The organism is Streptomyces sp. NPDC006691, assembly GCF_042869955.1.
In the GTDB taxonomy this organism is placed as follows: Bacteria; Actinomycetota; Actinomycetes; order Streptomycetales; family Streptomycetaceae; genus Streptomyces.
In genome coordinates this window covers 1-21,629 of record NZ_JBIAGW010000006.1, presented here as the reverse complement: position 1 = coordinate 21,629, position 21,629 = coordinate 1, and the positions used below count along the sequence as shown (strand labels likewise).

The 21,629-nt window shown below is 68.6% G+C and carries 13 protein-coding genes and 1 pseudogene; 8 read left to right on the top strand and 6 right to left on the bottom strand.

Features of this window, described 5'->3' with window-relative positions; all coding sequences use genetic code 11:
- Positions 1–24: 24 nt before the first annotated feature.
- Positions 25–768, bottom strand: coding sequence for an ANTAR domain-containing protein (locus ACFYNP_RS15610; RefSeq protein ID WP_388785832.1), 744 nt, complete (start codon positions 766–768; stop codon positions 25–27).
- Between the two features lie 435 nt (positions 769–1,203).
- Between ACFYNP_RS15610 and ACFYNP_RS15605 the strand changes: the two genes are divergently transcribed.
- Positions 1,204–2,067, top strand: a complete 864-nt coding sequence (locus tag ACFYNP_RS15605) for a hypothetical protein (RefSeq protein WP_388785831.1) — start codon at positions 1,204–1,206, stop codon at positions 2,065–2,067.
- A 362-nt stretch (positions 2,068–2,429) separates the two neighbouring features.
- On the opposite strand, the gene ACFYNP_RS15600 is transcribed toward ACFYNP_RS15605, so the two are convergent.
- The 3 genes from ACFYNP_RS15600 to ACFYNP_RS15590 form a co-directional block, all read right to left on the bottom strand.
- Complete coding sequence (locus ACFYNP_RS15600; protein ID WP_388409172.1) at positions 2,430–2,588, bottom strand: hypothetical protein; 159 nt, start codon at positions 2,586–2,588, stop codon at positions 2,430–2,432.
- 421 nt (positions 2,589–3,009) lie between these two features.
- Positions 3,010–3,381, bottom strand: a complete 372-nt coding sequence (locus ACFYNP_RS15595) for a hypothetical protein (protein ID WP_388409171.1) — start codon at positions 3,379–3,381, stop codon at positions 3,010–3,012.
- A gap of 308 nt (positions 3,382–3,689) precedes the next feature.
- Positions 3,690–4,250 carry a hypothetical protein gene (locus ACFYNP_RS15590; protein ID WP_388409169.1) on the bottom strand — a complete coding sequence of 187 codons (561 nt, stop codon included), beginning with the start codon at positions 4,248–4,250 and terminating at the stop codon, positions 3,690–3,692.
- Positions 4,251–4,883: 633 nt separating this feature from the next.
- Between ACFYNP_RS15590 and ACFYNP_RS15585 the strand changes: the two genes are divergently transcribed.
- The 5 genes and pseudogenes from ACFYNP_RS15585 (at position 4,884) to pip (ending at position 18,945) form a co-directional block, all read left to right on the top strand.
- Positions 4,884–15,737, top strand: a complete 10,854-nt coding sequence (locus tag ACFYNP_RS15585) for a LamG-like jellyroll fold domain-containing protein (RefSeq protein WP_388785829.1) — start codon at positions 4,884–4,886, stop codon at positions 15,735–15,737.
- Positions 15,738–15,806: 69 nt separating this feature from the next.
- The gene (locus ACFYNP_RS15580) at positions 15,807–16,316 is read left to right on the top strand and encodes a DUF4265 domain-containing protein (RefSeq protein ID WP_388785827.1); all 510 of its coding nucleotides are present in this window, start codon (positions 15,807–15,809) and stop codon (positions 16,314–16,316) included.
- Positions 16,317–16,697: 381 nt separating this feature from the next.
- Entirely contained in the window at positions 16,698–17,444 is a 747-nt protein-coding gene (locus ACFYNP_RS15575) for a hypothetical protein (protein WP_388785825.1), read from the top strand.
- A gap of 28 nt (positions 17,445–17,472) precedes the next feature.
- A pseudogene (locus ACFYNP_RS15570) lies at positions 17,473–17,772 on the top strand (glycoside hydrolase domain-containing protein); the annotation flags it as partial.
- A 210-nt stretch (positions 17,773–17,982) separates the two neighbouring features.
- On the top strand, positions 17,983–18,945 hold the full coding sequence (gene pip, locus ACFYNP_RS15565) for a prolyl aminopeptidase (RefSeq protein WP_388785823.1): 963 nt from the start codon (positions 17,983–17,985) through the stop codon (positions 18,943–18,945).
- A gap of 268 nt (positions 18,946–19,213) precedes the next feature.
- Here pip and ACFYNP_RS15560 read toward each other — a convergent pair whose 3' ends face one another.
- Positions 19,214–20,374, bottom strand: a complete 1,161-nt coding sequence (locus tag ACFYNP_RS15560) for an epoxide hydrolase family protein (protein WP_388785822.1) — start codon at positions 20,372–20,374, stop codon at positions 19,214–19,216.
- Positions 20,375–20,481: 107 nt separating this feature from the next.
- Positions 20,482–20,688, bottom strand: a complete 207-nt coding sequence (locus ACFYNP_RS15555) for a hypothetical protein (RefSeq protein WP_388409148.1) — start codon at positions 20,686–20,688, stop codon at positions 20,482–20,484.
- 191 nt (positions 20,689–20,879) lie between these two features.
- On the opposite strand from ACFYNP_RS15555, the gene ACFYNP_RS15550 reads away from it, so the two are divergent.
- Positions 20,880–21,233 (top strand): hypothetical protein, encoded by a 354-nt coding sequence (locus tag ACFYNP_RS15550; protein WP_388786267.1) that lies wholly within the window; start codon positions 20,880–20,882, stop codon positions 21,231–21,233.
- 265 nt (positions 21,234–21,498) lie between these two features.
- A partial coding sequence (locus ACFYNP_RS15545) for a transposase (RefSeq protein ID WP_388786265.1) occupies positions 21,499–21,629 on the top strand: 131 nt, incomplete at its 3' end.

Sequence of the window (21,629 nt, the reverse complement as noted above, 5' to 3'; positions counted from 1 at the left end):
TTTCGCCGTCGCCCTGTCCGGAGACTAGGCCTGGGGCTGGGCTTGGGCTTGGGCGTTGGCGGAGGTGCCGTGGGCCTCGGCGACGGCCGCGGAGAGTTGTTTCCGTACGGATGCGGGCAGCGGCGTGCCCCCGGCGGAGTCGACCACCTGCTCGGCCACACTGCGCAGCTTGGTGTTGGTGTGCTGGGACGTGGAGACGAGGACCTTCCAGGCGTCGTCCTGGCTGAGGCCGAAGGCGGCCATGAGGATGCCGCGGGCCAGGTCGATGGTGCCCCGGCTTCGCATGGCCCGTCGCAACTGGTCGAGTTCGAGGCGTAGATCCGCGTCGTGGTCCCTTTGGTGGTCCGTGCCGCGGTCCGTTGCGTCCGGGCCCTGGGAGGGGATCTCGTCGTGGTCCGGGGCGGAGCCGTCCTGGACGGGCTCGCGCGGGCCGAGCCCCTCCCGCTTGATGATCAGCAGGAGGTCGACGCCGGAGCAGACACAGAACTCGGCGCCGTCGAGATCCAGTTGACAGTGCGACGTCGAGTCGTCGGACGCGGCCGATCCGGGGCGCGGGGCGTGCGGGAACTGGTGGTCCAGGGTGAGATCCAGCTCGCCGCACACGCCGACGACCGCCCGGTCGCCGTCGGGCCGACTGAAGACCGTGAGCCCGGACAGCCGGTGCGTGCCGGTGAATCCGGCCAGCCTGGGGCACACGCCGGCTTGCCCGGCCCCGTTCTGGTCACAGCGCGGCATGGCCATCTCCCCCTGCGCACTACGGCAGTTCATGCACGCCCAGATTCGCGCGCGGACGCGACACACGTCAAGTGATACATGAAGCCGAGTTCGGGTGTCCCCGGCCGCGCAACAACCGAACCGATTCGGGCCTGCGCTTCGTCCCGCGGGTGGAGTGGTCACCGCCTGGACCCGTTTGGACCCTCCTGGACCGGCGTGGACCGGCGTGGACCCGCGTGGACACGCCTGGACCCGCCTCCCCGTGGACGCAGAGGGGGGGGGACAGGTTGATGTCGGATGGCGCCGGACAGCGCCGGGCCGCCGCAGCCGCGCTCGCCGCGGCTTGTTCTCGCGGGTGACGCTGGCCGGTTGCGAGCTGGTCGTGGGCCTCCCGCGCCGGGAGGATTCTCCTCTGCCGGGTGGGGATACGGAGAGGGGTGGGAGTAGATGCGCATACGACGAAGGGGTACTCCGGACAGGGGTGTCGGGGTGATCGGACGGGGTCTGGTCGCAGCGGCCATCGCCTGCGCGGGAGTCGCGGCAGCGCCGGCGGCGGCCCAGGCGGCACCCGCCGGAACCACGGCCTCCGCGGTCTCCGCGGCCATGGCCGCCACCGCCGCCACGGCATCCGCGTGCAGTACGGACACGGGCGCCAAAGGACTGGCGAGCTCACCGGTCTCCGACAGTCTCGTCTCGGTGGGCCGCACGGACGGCCGGATCGCCCAGTTCCAGCTCTTCTACGACTCGACGGCGACCAGGGGCCTGCCCTTCGTCTGGCATCGCGAACAGCTCACGCCGGGTGGTGCGTACGGCGCCTGGCAGCGCGTGAGTGCGGCCACCGTGGGCCCGAAGAGCTACTACATCACCGCGATGGAGAACTCGGCCGGAGCCATCGAGTTGCTGTTCTCCACCTACGGAACGTTCTGCCACTCCGTCGAGAACGGCAGCGCCGGAGGCTGGAGCGAGCCCGATGCGTTCGGCCTCGCCCCGACTCCGTACCACGGCGGAGTCATCCTGTTCAAGGAGCGGGACGGCAGCATCGACGCCTTCGCCTCCGGCTCAAGGAACGGCAGCACGATGGAGCTGCGGCACCAGCAGAACGCGGCGTCCGGCTGGGGCCCCGTCCAGTCGACCGGCACGGTCCCCGGGCAGGACGTCGGCCTGAGCCAGCCCAGCACGGTGGAGCAACTGCCGGACGGCAGGCTGCACTTGACGGCCCGCGAATGGAACCGCGACCGCACCTGGGAGATCTACCAGACGTCGCCCGGTGGCGGCTGGGGCCCTTGGCAGCTGGTCTCCCCGACAGCGGGCACGACACTGTCCTCGCTCGCTGCCACCACGGCCCGCAGTTGAACGTGGACCGCACCACCGGTCGGCGGACGGTGATGTCGTCACGTTCATGACCTCGGGCAGCCTGACCAAGGACTACCCAGGGCCTCTGTAGGACGGTGATTCCGGAACCTCGTTGAGCACGAGCCGCCCGCTGCGGGGGCGTGCCTCGACTGTCGTTGTCATGCGGCGAGGTTCGAGCGGGGAATCACGCCCTGTTCAGCGCAACCCGCTCTGGTCGCCTGCCCGGCCGGTTCACCAGGAGCCCCGGCGGGCCATCGTCTCCGGCTGCGCGCTGAAACCCGCGTCGCGGGTCCGCAACAGGTGGCGGCGCGGCCATCTTGGCGGGGGTCGATCTGTCGGACGTTCGTGCCGGTCCGGCAGCGTTAGAACTTCCCGGAAATCGCGGCAGCCCCGACCCCGCCGACGGCGATCAACAGGATGAACGTGCAGGCGTGCCACAGGAGTATCCGGTCGGACTCCGGCCCCGGAGCGCTCTGTTCGCGGCGGCCCATCCCACCCCACTCGGCTGGGTGCTCGGCCATGAACCTGCGGCGGACACGGCCGAGGCGACTCATCCAGAACACGAGATTCCCACAGAGTGCTGCCACGACAAGGGCCCACCATGCGACCAGCATGCGAGGCAGCCTAACGGAGCGCCGCTGCCGAGGGGAGGGTCAGCCGTCACCGGAGCTGCCATCCGCGCCTGCCCACCGAACGCTCGCTCCTCGACCCCAACTGGGCCAGCGAAGAGTGGACTTGGTCGAGCACCAAGACGATCGGGACCGCCGCTGGGACCGGACGCCGACACCGACTCCGACACCGACACCGACTCCGACCTTGACACCGGCCTAGACACGTCCGCGTCGGCCCTGCCCTTGGCAGTGGCCTACAGTGGCCCGACTTCCCTGAGGCGGCTCCTCCTTCCCTGGGGCTGCTCGTCACGAACGAGCGGCCCCGCCGGGCTCACGGCAGGTAGAGCACGACCGAGTTGATCGGTGTGAAGTAGGCCCACCATCCGTTCTGCGGTGCCATGTCGCCATGGCAGTAGCCGGTCCCGTTGTAGCCGTCGCACAGCTTGGCGTGGGCGCCGCCGTACTGGTTGTTGAGGATCCAGTGCCAATTGTTCTGGCCGCTCAGGTTGTGAGCGCCGTAGCTCCAGAAAATCTGGCTGGGTGACTGGGCAGGGTCCTGGCCCTCGGGGTACAGACAGACCGCCCCGTCCGGACAGTTGGCCCACGGGGCGGCGGCCTGTGCCTGGGCCGGGCCGATCGCCATCACGACCGCCGTTGCCGCCCCCAGTGCCACCACCAGCGCTTTGCGGATTCTCCCTGTCATGAGTTCCACCCACCCTTCTGGTCGTATCTCTGTGGATATGACACCAGTCGGCAGCCTCTCGGAGGGGGGCGACGCACACCAGAGCGGAACCGGCCATACAAGGCACGGGATCTCAGCGGCGGTGTGGACGCAGGGTCCGCCGTCGTGACCGCAGCCCGGCCCGTTGCGACCCACAGAAACCTTGGGTTCCGCCCCCGCAGTCAGGACACTTTCCGCCTGCGATTGCCTGCCCGCGCCCACGCGGATTCGCCCTGCCCAGGCCCACGCGGATTCACAGCGTCCGCTGCGCCTGCACGGCCCTCCACGGGCTATTCGTGCAGTGCGCTCTCGACGGCTGAGGCCACTCGGCTGCGTACGTTGCTGTCCTTGCCGGTGCTTCCCGCGGGGGAGAGGGCTTTCACGTTCTGCCCGGACGGGGTCCGGCTGGGCGGTGTGTCCGTACCGTCTTCCACGACGAGGAAGTGTGTCTTGGGGAATTTGTCGCTGTTGAGGGCTACCGCGCCTTCGGGTGCCGCGCCCACTGTCAGAACGACGGTGCATCTGCGGGCTGCCAAGGTGGCAAGGTATGGCGCGGCGTTACCCGCGCTCTGCTCTCCCGCGACGGCGAGGTAGCTCACCTTGGCGTGGGTCTTCGCCGAGGCATCCTGCAAGCCGCCCCACACTTGACGGGCCGCCGCCTCCGCGATCCCGCTCTCCGGGGTGAGGAGGCAGGCTTGCTGCTCGGTGTATACGCGCGCTCGTGCGGGCGGGATGCGGGTATCGGCGGAGCCACCAGAAGTCACCAGGGCAATGACGGCGACCGCCGCGGCTGTCAGTCCCGCCGCACCGCCCAGCACCCAGCGCCGGTGCGCACCGGTCCATGCCTTCACGGCAATCCTCCCAAGAGCCCGGCGGGCCATCACGGACCGGCCCGCATATCGAGCGCGCAGCATACGTGTATCCGGCCGACCCCTCTCGGGGCACCCCCGCAGCTCAGACATGCCGGCATCAGTCGCGGCTCGTCGTGCCTCGTATCCGCCGTCGATTCGAACTAGAGGTGAGTCGACCGGCTCCCGCCCACCAGTCGTTCGGGTCTACGGACGAGGCAGCCCCATGGCGAAGAGCCGCTGGTCGGACAGTCACCTGGTCCGCCACGTGCGGAGTTGGCTGTCGGTCCGGATCGATGCCTGGCCGCCCGCACGGTCTGGCGCGGTCAGGTTCAACCCACATCCGCCAGCGACGAGGTATTGGTGTGACCTTGAGTTCGCAAAGATCTGGATGGGCCAAAACGGAAGCAACCAGACGATCTGTGAGGGATTCTCACGGGCTAGTAAATACGAGGCCTGGAGCAGCTATTGAGGGGTTTCCAAGTCGTAAGCGGAACCCGCACACTCTGTGAGTTTTGTGTGCCCATCTTGTCTGGAGTCTGTGCCGTGCGCGCTCGCCCCTTCCGCCGCCATCCCCGGTGGAATGCTCTACGTCGTCGGTGGCTGCGTGCCACCGCGATGGTGGCGTTCGTCGCCATGGCTCTGGTTCTGACGACGGAACAGGCCTCCGCCGACGGCGCCACGCTGCCCGCACTCTCCATGCCCCACTTGTCCTGGTCGGCCCTCGCCGACTGGTTCCAGGACCCGACGTGGGGGCACATACCCCGCCAGCAGGGCGGCACCGCGGCCGGGCTGAGCCACCGCGCCAGCGCCGCGTCCACCCGCGCCGGCAAGGGCGCGGGGCGGCCTCCGGGCAAGGGCAGGGGCGAACTCGACGCCTACCATCCGTACGTGAAGGCCTCGAAGTCGGGCCCGAGCACGGCGATCGGCGGCTTCTCCGCGAAGACCAGCAAGCGAAACGCCGCCAAGTCCACTGCCACCGCGAGCGTCTTCGACAACGCGGACGGCACGACGACTCGCCAGATCGCCCAGAAGCCCGTCAACTACCGTGACGCCGAAGGCAACTGGCAGCCCATTGACACCCGGGTCACCACCGGCGGTGACGGACGTCTGCATGAGAGTGCCAACTCGCTCGGCATCGACCTCGCGCCCCGCAGCACCGACCCCGCCGTCGTCTCCGTCAGCACCGACAGCAACCACGCCCTGTCGTTCGGACTCCAGGGCGCGACCGCGGTGGCGGGCAAGGCCGACGGTTCCAAGGTCACCTACGGCGGCATCCTGCCTGCCACCGACCTGACGGTCCAGCCGACCACCACCGGTGTCAAGGAAGCCGTCGTCCTGCAGTCGGCGCAGGCCGCCAACTCCTGGACCTTCCCGCTCACTCTCAAGGGCCTGACCGCCGTTCAGAACAAGGACGGCGCCATCGAGCTGCGGGACACGAGCGGCAGGATCGCCGAGCGGATCCCGGCCGCCTACGCCTACGACTCCAAGGTCGACCCGCGCTCCGGCGACCCCGCCACCACCTACGCGGTGAAGTACCAGCTGACCGGTGACACGGGCCACGAGGCCCTCAAGGTCACCCTGGACGCGGTCTGGCTCCACGACCGGGCCCGTGTCTTCCCCGTCACCGTCGACCCGCCCGTCATCACCGACGGCTGGACCACCACGTACGCCGAGTCGGGCGCCACCGGCGACCACTCCTTCGAGCAAACGGTAAAGATCGGCTCGTACGACTCCGGCCCACACTCCGCGGCCGCTTACGTCAACCACTGGTACAGCGGCTGGGACGGCTCCAAGGTCACCGTGACCGCGGCCGATCTGAAGCTCTTCGACACGTGGGCCTCCACCTGCACTCCGGAGCGTCTCGACGTCGCCCAGGTCACCAAGGCCTGGACACCGACCGGTGTCACCAGCTACCCCGGCCCGTCGTACGGCGCGTCCATCGGCAACGTCACGCCGTCCGTGCCCAACGCGTGCGCTAATACCGCCGCCAACCACAGCGTGGGCGACTGGGTGGACGTGCCGCTGACCACCGCGTCCATCCAGGGCTGGATGAACGGCACCACCCCCGACTACGGGCTCGCTGTCTACGCGGCCACCAACGACTCGCTGCACTGGAAGCAGTTCGGCTCGTTCAACGACGGCATCCTGACCCCGCGCATCTCGGTGACGTACACCGGCACGACACCTCCGCAGGTCTACCAGCAGTACCCCAACAACAATGCCACCGCGTACACCACCACGCCTGAGCTCACCGCGTGGTCCGGCGGCGCGGACTCGTCCGCCAACACCACCACCAAGTACCAGTTCCAGGTCTACGACAACACCAACACCAAGATCGTCGACTCGGGACTGCTCACCACCGGCGACTACGTTGTCCCGGCGGGCAAGCTCAAGTGGGGTCAGAGCTACAACTGGACCGTGCAGTCCTACGACGCCGGGCTGTACTCCGGCGCCACCTGGTACTCGCTGAACATCCAGGTACCACAGCCACTGGTGACCTCCGGGCTCTCACAGAACAGCAGCGAGCACGGCTTCGACCCGGCCATCGGCAACTACACCACCGAGGACACCGACGCCACCATCTCCACCGTCGGCCCCTCGCTGGACGTCACCCGCGACTACAACTCCCGCGACCCGCGCTGGACCGGCGCGTTCGGCGCCGGCTGGTCCGCGATCCTCGACTCCCGCGCCACCGAGCAGTACAACCCCGCGGGCGCCGTGGTCTCCGCCGTCGTCAGCTACCCGGACGGCTCCCAGGTCGGCTACGGAAAGAACGGCGACGGCACCTTCTCGCCGCCCGCCGGCCGCTTCGCCACCTTCAAGTCGGTCACCGGCGGCTACACCCTGACCGACAAGAACGACACCACCTACACCTTCACCCAGGCCCTGGGCTCCGGCGGCTACGGCATCACCGCGGTCACCGACGCCAACGGCCGCTCCCTCAACCTGAGTTGGAGTGGCGGCCACATCACCAGGATGTCCTCGGCCGTCTCCGGACGCTCGCTCAACCTGACCTGGGCCACGCCGTCAGGGGCCGGCGCCGCTCACGTGGCCACCGTCGTCACCGACCTCGCCGACCCGGCCGCCCCCACCAGTGCCCAGACGTGGACCTATGGCTACAACGGAGACCAGCTCACCTCGGTGTGCGCACCGCTGACCACCACGCAGTGCACCACCTACGGCTACACCTCGGGTTCGCAGTACCAGAACGCCTCGCTCGACCTCGGCCCCCACGCCCTGTGGCCGATGGGGGAGGCCTCCGGGACCACAGCCCAGGACGCGGTCATCGCGAACCAGGGCACCAACAACGCCACGTACAGCGGCGTGACACTCGGCGGGCCCGGCCCGATGGCCGGAGGCACCGGCACTTCCGCCGCCTTCAATGGCACCAGCTCCTACGCGACGCTCCCGTTCGACATGGGCAACAACACCGACTCGGGTGCGCTGTCCCTCTGGTTCAAGACCTCCGCAGGCCCCGGCGTCCTGTACTCCTACGCCTCCCAGCCCGTCACCGCCGGCAACTCGCCCGGCGCGTACACACCGACGGTCTACGTCGGCACCGACGGCAAGTTGAAGGCTGAATTCTGGAACAGCGCGGGCATCGCCCCGATCAGCACCGGCGGAGCGGTCACCGACGGCAAGTGGCACCACGTGGTGCTGTCGGCAGCGGGAAACACCCAGTCGCTGTACCTTGACAGCGCCAAGGTCGGCTCCCTGTCGGGCACCGTCTCCATCCAGCCCGGTGTCGCGTTCGGCAAGAACCAGCAGTACAACACGCTCGGTTCGGGGTTCCTCGGGGGCAACTGGCCCGATGAGCCGCACCAGAGCAGCAGCGACAAGACCGGTTACGCCACCTACTTCAACGGCTCCATGGCGGACGCCGCCTGGTACGACCGGCCGCTGGTCGCCGCCGATGTCGCGGCCCTCTACCAGTACGGCACGCATGCGGCGAACCTGCTGTCCTCCATCACCCGGCCGTCCGGCAAGGCCCACTCGGCCATGACATACGACCCGGCGACCACCACACTCACCCAGCTCACCGATGAGAACGGGGGCACCTGGAAGCTGGGCTCGCCCACCGTCTCCGGCTCCAGCCAGACCTACCGGGGCGCGGTCCTGGGTGGCGCACCCGCCACCTACTACCGGCTGGGCGAGGCGGCCGGCGCCTCCACCGCACTGGACGAGACGCGGGGCGGCACCGGCACGTACAACGCCGTGACGCTCGGTGCGGCGGGCCCCTTCAGCGACCAGAAGGCCGCGAACTTCAACGGCACCGGCTCGTACGTCAAGGTGCCGGACATCCAGAGCGGGGACACCTCCGCATCGGCCGAACTGTGGTTCAACACCACCCACGGCACCGCGATCCTGATGAACGCGCAGAACGCGGCCATCGGCGCCGCACCGACCAGCATGGCGCCCCAGCTGTGGATCGGCAGCGACAACAAGCTGTACGGCGGTTTCTACACCACTTCCGGCTCTGTACAGATGGGCACCGCGGGCACGGTGACCGACGGCAAGTGGCACCATGTCCTGCTCTCCGCCTCGCCGACCAGCCAGACCCTCTACCTGGACGGTGTCCAGGCCGCCACCAAGACCGGCACCGCAGCGCTCGCCTCCGGCAGCCGCACTACCGACTACCTCGGCGCCGGCACCACCGGCGTCGGCTGGACCGGCCTGCCCAACGGCACCGTCGCCTACTACAACGGCACACTCGCCGAGGCCGCCTCCTACCGCACCGCGCTCACCGCGCAGGACGCCGCCGCGCACTTCCAGGCCGGCCTCAGTTCCACCGGGCTGCTGCCGGTCGAGACGGTCAAGGTCACGTCACCGGCCAACGCCGTCAGCACGTACACCTACGACGTCAGCCACAGCAACCGGCAACTCACTCACACCGACGGCCTGGGCAACACCACCTCGTTCGGCTACGACACCGGCGGCTTCGAGCACAGCGTCACCGACCCCAACGGCGCCATGACCGTCACCGGACATGACGTGCGCGGCAACGTGGTCTCCGCGGCGACCTGCCAGGACCAGGCGGCCAATGTCTGTTCCACCGAGTACTTCACCTACTTCCCCGACGACACAACTGCTCAGCTCACCACCGCCGACCCGCGCAACGACCTGGTCCTCACCCACCGCGATGGCCGTTCCGCATCAGCCACCGACCCGACGTACCTGACCTCGTACACCTACGACGCCTCCGGCGACGAGACCGCCGTCACCGGGCCGCCGGTGGCCGGCTTCCCGTCCGGCCGCACCGCCACCAACACCTTCAGCGACGGCACCGCCGCGTTCCCCGCGGCCGACTCCGGCAATGTGCCCAAGGGCCTCCCGGTGCGGACGACCACGCCCGGTGGCGCGGTCAGCTCCGTGGCGTACCTGCACACCGGCGACATCGCCGCCGGCACGGACGCGGCCGGTCTGGTCTCGACGTACGGTTACGACGGTCTGGGCCGGGTCACGTCCAAGAAGGTGGTGTCCGACACCTTCCCCAACGGACTCACGACGTCGTACGTGTACGACAAGGCCGGGCAGATCGTCGAGGAGGACGACCCGCAACTCACCGACCGGGTCACCGGCGCCACCCACGCGGCCGCCACCACCACCGTCTTCGACATCGACGGCAACATCACCTCACAGACCGTCAAGGACACCAGCGGCGGCGACTCCTCGCGCACCGAGACCCAGACCTACGACGCGTACGACCACGTAGCCACCAAGACCGACGCCAACGCGAACGCCGGCGGTGCCAACGGCGGCACCGACACGTACACGTACGACACGTCCGGCAACAAAATCCAGGAAGTGTCGAAGTCGGGCACCACCACCGCCTACGCCTACGACGACAACGGCCACCTGCTGACCCAGTCACTGATGTACACCGGCGACCCGGTCAACCCGAGGACCGCGACCGCGCTCGTGGAGTCCTCCCGCGCCTACGACCCCGCAGGTCGCCTCGCGTCGGTCACCGACTCCATGGGGTCGACGACCTCGTACACCTACACCGACAACGGCCTCCTGGCGAAAGCGACCAAGAAGAGCGCCGACGGCACCTCCTCCACGGTGCTGCAATCGATGACGTACGACGCGGCCGGCAACCGCCTCTCGCAGACCACCGGCAACGGCCAGACCGTCACCAACTACACGGTTGACGCTGCCTCCAGAGCCATCAGCACCGCCGTCGACCCCACCGGCGTCAACCGGGTCACCTCCGTCTCCTACACGCCCGACGACAAGGTCGCCACCAGCAACCAGCACGACTCCTCGGGCTGGGACCGCACCACGTCGGCCACCTATGACACGGCCGGCAACCAGCTCAGCAAGACCCTGTACGGGGACTCCTCCGGGCACCCCTCCGGCTGGTGGAAACTCGACCAGAGCACGGGTACCACCGTCACCGACTCCTCCGGTACCGGCTACACCGCCGCCGCCACCGGAGCGACGTGGGGCAACGGGGCCGCGACCTTCAATGCCACCAACGGGCAGCAGATCGCCACCAACGGCCCCGTGCTCGACACCAGCGCCTCCTACACCGTCTCGGCGTGGGTCAACATGGCCTCGCTGCCCACCCACAACACGACGATCGTCGCCCAGAGCGGCACGAACGCCAGCGCCTTCTACCTCCAGTACAACTACACGCACGCCGGCGCACCGCTGTGGGCCATGCTGCAAACCAACACCGACACCGCCTCGCCGAGTTTCCCGGCCGCCTACTCGACAGCCGCGCCGACCGCCAACACCTGGACCCACCTGGTCGGCGTCTACAACGTGGCCACCGGCACCAGCCAGCTGTACGTCAACGGCACCCTGTCCGGAACCGGCAGCAACACCACGCCGTGGAAGGCCGCCGGACCACTGATCATCGGGGCCGGCAAGTACGCGGGCGCAGTCACCGACGCCCTGCCCGGCTCCGTCTCCAACGTCCAGGTCTACCCGCGGACGTTGACCGGCTCCGAGGTCAACTCGCTCTACAGTAATGGCCGTTCGGGCGGCACGGTGGGCTCCTCCAGCCAGCAGACCACCTCCTACACCTACGACAAGCGCGGCCTGCCCACGTCGATGACCGACGCCAACGGCCAGACCACGAGCTACTCCTACGACGAGGCCGGCAACCTCGCGGTCACCACCGCACCCGCCGTCCAGGTCGAGACGTCCGGCGGCGCCCCCATCACTCAGCGCCCGGTCACCACCAGCGGCTTCAACACCTTCGGCGAGGCCGTTGAAGAAGTCGACCCCAACGGCAACCAGACCACCACGGTCTACGACGCCAACGGCAACAAGGTCTCCCAGACCCTGCCGCCCTACACCCCGGCCGGCTCCTCGACCCCGGTCGCGGCCACGTCGACCTGGACGTACGACAGCGACGGCAACCAACTGTCGACGACCACCCCTGGCGGCCTGACCACCGGATACCTGTACGACCAGCTCGGTGACGTCGCCCAGATCACCGAGCCGGACGGCACGACGCTCCACTCCACCTACGACACCAACGGCGAGAAGCTGTCCTCGACGGACGGCACCGGCGCGGTCCGACAGGCCACCTACGACTACCTGGGGCGCCAGCTCACCACCACCACCCTGGAGCGGTCCCCCTCCACCCGCACCCTGACCACCACCAACTCCTACGCCATCACCACCGGCAATCCCTACGGCGCCAACCTGGCGGCGACCACCACCCCCGGCGGTGTCACCACCAGCTACGGATACAACCGGGCGGGCGAACTGGCCTCCGTCATCGACGCCTCGGGCAACACCACGTCGTACACCTACGACTTCATGGGCAACCGGCAGAAGACGATCCTGGCGGACAACACTTCGACCCAGACCGACTACGACGCATCCGGAAACCCGACGGTCCAGACCCAATACGACGCCACCGGCGCCCAGTTGAAGCAGGAACGCCAGGTATACGACGGCGTGGGCAACGTCATCGCCGCCACCGACGCGGCCGGTCACACCACCCACTACATCTACGACGCGGCGGGCACCGTCACCCAGGAGACCCAGCCGGTCACCGACACCACCTCGATCACCACGTCCTTCGGCTACGACGCGGCCGGACAGCGCACCCGCTTCACCGACGGACGCGGCAACTCCTGGCTCTACACCTACACCTCGCGCGGCCAGCAGGAGACCGTCCGCCAGCCCTCCACCAGCCAGTACTCCTCGGCGGCCGACTCCACCACCACCCATGTGTACGACGCCGACGGGCAGCTCACCGCCACCACCCAGCCGGGCGGAGCCGCCACCGCCATGACCTACGACAAGGTCGGCAACCTCCTGACCATGTCCGGCACGGGCGCCGACGCCGCGACCGCCACCCGCAGCTTCACCTACGACCACAACGGCCAGATGCTGACCGCCGACACCGCGGAGGCGGGAACGGCCGGCGCCAAGGACCACCAGGCCGCCACCCATGAGTCTTTCTCCTACGACGACCGGGGCGACCTGCTCTCCGCCTCCGGCGCGGCCGGTTCCTCCACCTTCACCTACGACAACGACGCCGCTCCGCTGACCCGCAGCGACGCGGCAGGCACCACGTCCTACGGCTACGACCCGGCGGGCCGCCTGTCCACCCTCAACGACGCCGCGACCGGCACAGCACTGACCTACACCTACGGAAAGCTGAACGAAGTCGCCTCCGTCAAGTACGGGGCCGGGGGCCAACTGCGCACCTATACCTACAACAGCGCCCACGACCTGACCGGCGACACACTCATGCAGGGCGCGACAACCCTTGCCTCGATCACCTACGGGTACGACAAGAACGGCAACGTCACCTCGAAGAGCACCAGCGGCGTGACGGGGGCCTCCAGCAACACCTACACCTACGACCAGGCCGACCGCCTCACCTCGTGGACCAACGGCTCGGCAACGGTCGCCTACGCGTACGACGCCTCGGGCAACCGCACCCAGGTCGGAGCCGATGTCTACACCTATGACGCCCGTGACCAGCTCACCTCCGACGGAACACACACCTATGCCTACTCGGCACGCGGCACCCTGAGCTCCGACACCTCGTCGGCCAACGGCCAGGTGACCTACTCCGCGGACGCGTTCGGCAACCAGATCACCGCCGGTGCCCACTCCTACACGCTGGACGCGATCGGCCGGAACATCACCGACGCCGAATCGGTCGGCCACACCTCCCGCACCTTCCAGTACTCCGGCGCGGGCAACACCATCTCCTCGGACGGCGAGTTCACCTACAGCTACGACCCGACGGGCTCACTGGTCGGCATCAACAGCGGCACCACGACCGCTTCGGGCGTCCTGGCCATGACCGACTCGCACAACGACGTGGTAGGCACGTTCACGGCCGGCGCCTCCTCCCTGGCCGGATCCAGCACGTATGACCCCATGGGCAAGGTCACAGCGGGCGCCGGCATGATCGGGCACCTGGGCTTCCAATCCGGCTGGACCGAGGCGGATACCGGAAAGGTCGGCACCGCCTCACGCTGGTACAACCCGTCGACCGGCACCTTCCTCAACAAGGACTCGGTGTCGCTGAACCCGATGCCCAACTCGGCGGCGGCCAACCCGTTCGCCTACGTCAACGACAACCCGCTGGCAGGCACCGACCCCTCCGGCCACTGCTGGATCTGCGACGTCTGGCACGACACCACCTCAAGCGTCTCCAACGCCTGGGACTCGGCCACGTCCTACGCCTCCAGCAGCTGGAACTCCTTCAGCTCCTGGGCCTCGGAGTCCTACAACACCTACGTGGCGCCGGTCGTTCACCACGTCGTGCAGGCGGCGAAGCACGTCGCCCGGCGTGTAGTTCATCGCGTCCGCGACGCCTACCGCGCCACCGTTCGCTACAGCCGGCGGGTCTACCACTACGCCGCCCGGCACGTACGCCGCTACTACAGGGCAGCGGTGCATGCCGTGCACTCCGCCTATCACGCGGTCAAACGGATGGCGAAACGCGTGGTCCACGCAGTGAAGAAGGCCGCACACGCCGTGGCGCACGCGACCAGAACGGCATACCACGCGACGGTGAAGGCAGTGAAGACCGCAGCCACCTATGTCAAGCACCATGCCGCCGCGATCACTTCGTTCGTGGTGTCCACGGCGGTGTTCATGGGCTGTGAGGCGGTGACGGTAGGCGTCGGCACGGTCGGCTGCGCAGCAGCTGCGGGCGCCGCCGGCTCACTGGTCGACCAGGGCTTCAAGTGCGCCGAACACGGCGGCTCCAGTTGCAGTGTCGGAGCATTCGCCGGCTCGGCGGTAGAGGGCGCGGTCTCGGGTGCGGTCGGTGGCGCCCTCGGCTCCCTCGGCGGCAAACTCCTGAGCAAGTTCGCCCCCAAGGCCATGGAGGCCGTGGGCGGTCTGTTCGGCAAGGGAGCGAGCGAAGCGGAGGGAACCGCGGCGACGGACGCGACGGAATCAGCGTCCTCGCGGGCCCAGTCCGAGGAAGCCGGCTCCAGCAGCGAGGGCGGCGGCTGCCGCACGGGCGCGCCCCACAGCTTCACCGGCAGCACAAAGGTCCTCATGTCTGACGGCACCGCGAAGGCCATCGACCAGGTCAAGGTCGGCGACACGGTGGCCAACGCCGTGCCGGGCGTGACGGGTACGCAGGCACACAAGGTGACGGCGGTCATCGTGACGAAGACGGACCACGACTTCGTCGACGTCGCGGTGAAGGCACGGACCACGGTCTCGGCCTCGGCCAAGGCCCTGGGAAGAAAGGCGACCCGCAAGGCAGCGCTGGGCCTGGCCGCCGCGGCGGCGCTGTTCGCGACGGCGGTCCCGGCCCAAGCGGTGGAGCGGCCGGCCGTCACATCGGCCACGACTGCGGCGTCGGTTGCGGCTCTGGCCCCGCGGTCGGCGCCGGCGTCGGAGGTGACCGCGAAGGGCGACCACCTCACGACCACCTTCCACCACCCGTTCTATGACGAGACCCAGGCGGCGTTCGTCGAAGCGAAGGACCTCCACGAGGGCGACGTCCTCCAGACCCCGACCGGCTCCGCCGAGGTCATGGGCGTGCGGCTGTTCCACGCGAACACCACTACGTACGACCTGACCGTCGGGGGTCTGCATACGTACTACGTATTCGCCGGTACCACGCCTGTCCTCGTGCACAACATCAACGCGCCGCTTTCGGGTGTTTGCGGAGTAAATGGGGAGCCGGTGTACGGGATTCCGTCCGGTTCAAGCGGAGGTCCCGGCGCATACAAGAGCATTCCCAAGTCGCTACTCAAGGGTTACAACATTGGCAAGCAAGCTGACCCCGCGTTGCCAACGCCGATGTGCTCCTATTGCCGAACCAATCCCGCCCAAGCCATAGACCACGTGGAGCCTCGTATCAATGGCGGAGACCTGACCGATCCGAACACCACGCCAGCATGTACATTCTGTAATAGCTCCAAGCAGAGCAGAACCGCCCCGCTGAACCCGCCGCCGAACTACGTCGGCCAATGGCCGCCTTCATGGTGGCCCGCGAACATGCAAGGAACGGTGGCGAACCCGAGGAGCTATCCTTAAGGAGTCGTGTGGCCCGCCGCATCTGTGGCGGGCTGCACCTTTCGTTGGAGTCGAGAAGCGGAGTTCCAGATGGCCAATCCGGTAGATGGGGTTTCCTACATTACTCACGACACGCCGGTCTGGAGGCCGACGAGCAGCTACATGGCCGTGGTCGACCTCGCCCCATTTGGGTTCGAGAATGAGCAAGAGCAAGTCTGGCTCCGACCCTTGGCCGGTGACGAGTTCGAGATTTGCTGCATTCCATTTCGAGCTTATGGCATTTCGCTGGGTGATAGGGTAGGGCTGCGCGACGGGCGATTCGTCGCCAGCATCCTATCGCGCTCAGGAAGGCGTGTGTTTCGTGTTTTCTTCACGGATCCTCGCCCTCCTGTCGGGTACAAAGATGCGCGTCATTCCCTGCGCTCCGCCATCTCATCCGGGGACTTCCTTGCCGAATGGAGCGGGGATCGTCATGTAGCAATCGACATTCCAGAATCGACTGATCCAACGCAACTGTTCGCCGCGGTCGAGGGGGAGATCAGGAATGAATCTGCCTATTGGGAATGGGGTGACTCGGAGCCGTTTAGTGCGGGTGGTTGATGGCGCCCTGGGCAGAGTGGGATGCTCCCGACTTATGCCCAGCCAAAGGCCTGGTCTATTCCGCGGACGCGTCTGGCGCGCATCAGGTCAACGATCATCGAGCCATCGACCGGGCGAGGCCCGGCAGTGCATTCGGACCTCACCCGCGTGCTGATCACGACAATCCGCATATCTCGCCGATGGGCCAAGACCCTATGCCCCGACTACCGGTACCTTGCTGCGAGCGTGTGACCTTCCGCATAGCCAATCCCCACGCCAAATTGTTCTGCTCGCCCTGCGGCGTCATACTCCTTGATCTTGGCGGCCATCACCTCGTTTCGTCGAGCTGATCGGGCGACGCACGACGTTCACCATTGAGCTACAGCACCACGAAGGACTCCCATGCGTCTCGTACTCAGATCTGCCGCTCTCCTCACTGTCGCGGCCCTCCCGCTTGCCCTGACCGCCTGTTCCTCGGGCGGTTCGGCTTCCGGGGGTGCTGCGAAGTCGGCTGGTGACGCGCCCGCCATCCCTAGCGCCTCCGCGACCCCCGAGGACCCCAACGCGGGTCTCGCGACCGGTGCGCGGCTGAAGACCGCCCTCGCGCCCGCGTCATTCTTCGGCCCCGGCTATGCGCTGGACGCGTCGGCGACCCGTGACTCGGGATCCACGTACCAGGAGCCGAGCAGCGCCCCGGCCTCCTCGGGCAAGCCGGACTGCGCCAAGTTGGCGGGTACCAGCTGGATAGCGATCACCGGCGACACCGGGGTCTCGTTCGCGCAGAACGACTACGCGAACAAGAACACGTCCGCCGAGATGGCCCAGGAGGTCGACGTGTTCAGGGGAACGGCCGCCTCGACGGTCCTCAAGCACCTGAAGAAGGCGGTCGCCGCCTGCCCGGCCTTCGAGGACGGGGACACGAAAACGAAGGCCAAGGTCAAGGGCGCGGCCACGCCCGGTCTTGGCGACGAGGCGTACACCATCACTGTCACGGACCCGGCCTGGCAGAACGGCTCGACGTTGATCGCGGTGCGGCGCGGCACGGCCGTGGTGACGGTGCTGTCGACGGCCGGCCATGACAACGGCGCCGCGACGGCGAAGAAGCTGGCGGCGCGGGTGACGACCGCGGCAGCCAAAGTGAAGGGATAGACGAGAAGCGAGCTCGTGGGGAATTTGCCGCGCCTTCACCAAGACCCTGCGCGCCAAGACGTACCGGGCCGGTTACTACGGGTTCAGTACCTCAAGTGCCCATGCCGTCGCCACCGCTGCTGACCGGACGGACCTGCCGGGCAACCTCTGGTAGGCGAAGTGGGACAACGTCAACACGACGACGAGTGACTGGCCCTGGTCGAGCGAGCTCTACACGGACCACAGCCGTGGCCGCCAGTTCATGGTCAACAGCAAGGAATCCCGCGGCGGTTACACCATCACCGTCGACCGCGACGCCTGGGACGGCCCGGTAGCCGTCGTCGGCTGAGCGGGCTTCGACGCGGCCTTCGACTGATCCAGCGCTACATCACGTAGCCACTGCGCCAGTTGAAGGCCGTTGGCACGTCCCCTGGTGCGACCTGCATGGGCCGCGGTGATCCCAGCCCCGCAGCGGGCCTGCTCCTCTTCTCGGCGCGGGCCACCGCCGACGGAGTCGCTCCCGGCGTCTGGGAGCCGACGGGCTGCCATGCTGACCCGCATGACCTATCCCGAGACAGCCCCGTACGAACACGGCATGCTCGAAACGGGTGACGGCGATCGCATCTACTGGGAAGTCTGCGGAAACCCCGACGGGAAACCCGCAGTTGTGGTGCACGGTGGACCAGGCTCCGGCGCGGGGCCTTCCTGGCGCCGCTCCTTCGACCCGGCGCGCTACCGGGTCGTCCTCTTCGACCAGCGCGGCTGCGGACGTTCCAAGCCGTCCGCCGGTGAAGTGGAGACCGGCCTCGCCGCCAACACCACTCACCACCTGATCACGGACATGGAGCAGCTGCGGAAGCATCTCGGCATCGTCAACTGGCTCGTGTTCGGCGGCTCTTGGGGTGCGACGCTCGGCATGGCGTACGCGCAGGCACACCCGGACCGAGTCGCCGAGCTCGTCCTCTTCTCGGTCACGACGGCCAGCCGTGCCGAAGTGGACTGGATCACCGAGGGCGTCCGGGTGTACTTCCCCGAGGCCTGGGCCGCCTTTCGCGAGGCGGCTCGCCCCCGCGCCGGCGAGCGCCTGGTCGATGCGTACGCCAGGCTGCTCGCTGACCCCGATCCGGCGGTACGCGAGGAAGCCGCCCGCGCCTGGTGCCGCTGGGAGGACACCCACGTCCGCGCGCCCGGAACGCCCCTTGTCGAGGACTTCGGTGATGCGGAGTATGCCGACCCCGTCTTCCGCATGGCCTTCGCCCGTATCGTCACCCACTGCTGGCGCCACGCTGCGTGGCTCAAGGACGGGCAACTGCGCGATGGTGTAAGCAAGTTGGCCGGGATTCCAGGAGTGCTCATCACCGGCGGACAGGATCTCAGCTCGCCGCCCGATCCGGCGCGGGCGCTCGCCGCTGGGTGGCCGGGCTGCGAGCTGGTGGTGATCGAGGGCGCCGGGCACGGCCTCGGCCACCTTGGTGTGGGGGAGGCGGCCCAGGCCGCGCTCGACCGGTTCGCCCGTGACTGAGCGGCGCCCCCTCCGCTGCGAAATACGGCAACCAGCCGGTCGCTACGAAGTGGCCGTGCTGGTCACAGCGATCAATGAGTGGCTTGACCAGCACGATCGCCGTATCGCTACTGAGCGACAGAGGGCGCCCGGGCGTGGCTGCCTGGCCGCCGATACCGGGCGGCCGAGACAGTCACCGGTCATACGCTCATGCGCATCCGGCTGTACGCCCCCGACCACTGGCCCCACCCCCTCGGGTGCGGACCGTCCTCGTCGGCGGCAGGAGTCGTCAGCGGTAGAGACGGAAGAACGCTCGCAGTTCCTCCGCGTACAGTTCGGGCTCCTCGAACGGGGCGAAGTGGCCGCCGCGTTCCGGCTCCGTCGCGTAGGTGACGTTCGCCGTGCGCTCCAGCCAGGCCCGAGGCGGCCGCACCACGTCGCCCTGGAAGATCGAGAAGCCCGACGGGACCTCGACCCGGCGGGTCAACTGGGTCGGAGGGATGGCCGCGTTGGCGCTGTACATGCGCATCGAGGAGCCGATGGTCTCCGTCAGCCAGTAGAGCGTGATGTTCGTGAGGATCTCGTCCTTCGTGAAACTCCGCTCGATGTCCCCCTCGCAGCCGCTCCACGCCCGCAGCTTCTCGACGATCCACGCGGCGAGCCCGGCCGGCGAGTCGGTCAGGGCGAAGGCGGCGGTCTGCGGCTTCGTCCGGTGCATGGCTCCATAGGCGCCTTCGCTCGCACCCCACGCCGCGACGCTGTCCAGCCAAGCACGTTCCTCCGGCGCCAGATCGGTCCGATCGCCGAGGAAGACCGGAACGCCCGCGTCGGTGCGGTGCACCGCCACGACCCGGTCGGGATGGTCGAGCGCGAGGTAGCGGCTGACGTGGCTGCCGACATCGCCTCCCGACGCCCCGAAGCGCTCGTAGCCCAGTACGCCCATGAGCTCGGCCCACAGGCCGGCGACGGCGATGGAGTCCAGGGGCGCCCCGGTGGGCCGGTCGGAGTACCCGTAGCCCGGCATGTCGGGCACGACCACGTCGAACGCGTCGGCGGGATCACCGCCGTGGGCGCCGGGATCGGTCAGGAGCGGGATGACCTTCGAGTAGCGCCAGAACGAGTCCGGCCAGCCGTGGCTGAGGAGCAGCGGCAGCACCGGTCCGGCCGGGGCCACCGCCCGGGCGTGCACGAAGTGGATCCCGAGACCGCCGAGCGGGACGCGGAAATGGGGAAGCCGCCCGAGCGCGGCCTCCTGTTGGGACCAGTCGAACCCGTCGGCCCAGTAGGCGACGAGTTCGCGGAGGTAGCCGAGATCGGTCCCGAGCGCCCATCCCGCGTCCTCCGGGGCGTCGGGCCACCTCGTCGCACGCAGCCGGGTACGGAGGTCGTCGAGTGCCGCGGCGGCGGTGTGCGGGATGAACGGCTCGGGGCGCGGTCGGGAGTCTGACATGGGACGCACCCTACCGAGGAAGCCGGCGAGCACCCAGGAGCTACGGAGGCCGGCCGGGACCGGCGGCAGAACGGGGACGGGCCGATGCCACCATGACTGACGCCACGTCAGGGATGGCTGCCCAGCTGCTGGTTGTTGCCGCTCAGCACATGTTGTTCGGCCAGGACCTGGCACAGCCCCACATGCACACCGGTCCCGGCGCAGTTGTCGTCGGCGTTCGGCGCGGTGGGGAGAGCGTCGGAGGTGCCGACGAACGCCAGGGAGGCGAGAGCGGCGACGGCCGCCGTGGTGAGCACGGTACGTGTCAGAAGCATGCGCTGCCCAACGACCGGCTCCGTCAGGCGACACTCCCCATCCACCGGCCCACCGGAGCAAGTCCCCGGGGGTATCGCGAACCGGGCGGCCCGCGGGTGAGCAGGGCTGCTCGTTGCGACCCCGTGAGACGGGACATAGGGTCGGCCGTATGTCACTCCACGCCCGTATGCGCCAAGCCCTGCCGGAAGCCATGCGTGCTCGCGACAAGGTCGCGGTACGTGCCCTGCGGGCCACACTCGCCGCGCTGGACAACGCGGAAGCCGTGCCGGTCGGCGCGACCGAACCACGTGGCCTGTCGCTGGAGGAGTCGCCGGTGGGTGCCGGAGCCACCGAGGCGGCACGACGTGAACTGAGCGAGGCGGAGATGGCGGACATCGTGCGGTCCGAGATCGCCGAACGGCTGTCTGCCGTGCGGCAGTTGAGCTCCCCAGCACACCAGGACCGGGCGGCCGGGCTCCGCGCCGAGGTCACCGTGCTGCGCCGGTTCCTCGATGACGCGGCCGGGGCGACGCCCGAGCCGGCCCCCGGGACCCCGTCGGCGTGAGGCGGCCGAGGCGGCGCTCTTCGCCCGGGCGGTAGGGGAATCCGGGCTGCGCTCGCCGCATGCGCCGACCGGCGCTCCCCCCTGCCTCCGACGCGACCGATGCGCCGAAGCGGCGGTGGCCTTCCTCGCCCTTCGCGATATGCCTCCTGCGGTTTTCCGCAGGAGGAGTGGACGGTTGACCGCATGGGCCGGCAGGACTTCAACTCCTAGGCGCTGTTTCTCGGATCTCCTGACGTGGGTGGGGTGTTGGGGTCAGGCTTGCGGTATGGGTCGTGGGGATCTGACGAACGCGGAATGGGAGCGGCTGGTGTCGTTCCTGCCTTCTGGTGGTGCTCGTGGGGGCCGGTGGAGTGATCACCGGCGGGTCATCAACGGGGTGCTCTACCGGGTCCGGAC

Coding starts and splice junctions, on each gene's coding strand:
- ACFYNP_RS15610 (WP_388785832.1), bottom strand. CDS start 768: ATGAACTGCCGTAGTGCGCAGGGGGAGATGGCCATGCCGCGCTGTGAC.
- ACFYNP_RS15600 (WP_388409172.1), bottom strand. CDS start 2,588: ATGGCCGAGCACCCAGCCGAGTGGGGTGGGATGGGCCGCCGCGAACAG.
- ACFYNP_RS15595 (WP_388409171.1), bottom strand. CDS start 3,381: ATGACAGGGAGAATCCGCAAAGCGCTGGTGGTGGCACTGGGGGCGGCA.
- ACFYNP_RS15585 (WP_388785829.1), top strand. CDS start 4,884: ATGGCTCTGGTTCTGACGACGGAACAGGCCTCCGCCGACGGCGCCACG.
- ACFYNP_RS15580 (WP_388785827.1), top strand. CDS start 15,807: ATGGCCAATCCGGTAGATGGGGTTTCCTACATTACTCACGACACGCCG.
- ACFYNP_RS15575 (WP_388785825.1), top strand. CDS start 16,698: ATGCGTCTCGTACTCAGATCTGCCGCTCTCCTCACTGTCGCGGCCCTC.
- pip (WP_388785823.1), top strand. CDS start 17,983: ATGACCTATCCCGAGACAGCCCCGTACGAACACGGCATGCTCGAAACG.
- ACFYNP_RS15560 (WP_388785822.1), bottom strand. CDS start 20,374: ATGTCAGACTCCCGACCGCGCCCCGAGCCGTTCATCCCGCACACCGCC.
- ACFYNP_RS15555 (WP_388409148.1), bottom strand. CDS start 20,688: ATGCTTCTGACACGTACCGTGCTCACCACGGCGGCCGTCGCCGCTCTC.
- ACFYNP_RS15550 (WP_388786267.1), top strand. CDS start 20,880: ATGCGTGCTCGCGACAAGGTCGCGGTACGTGCCCTGCGGGCCACACTC.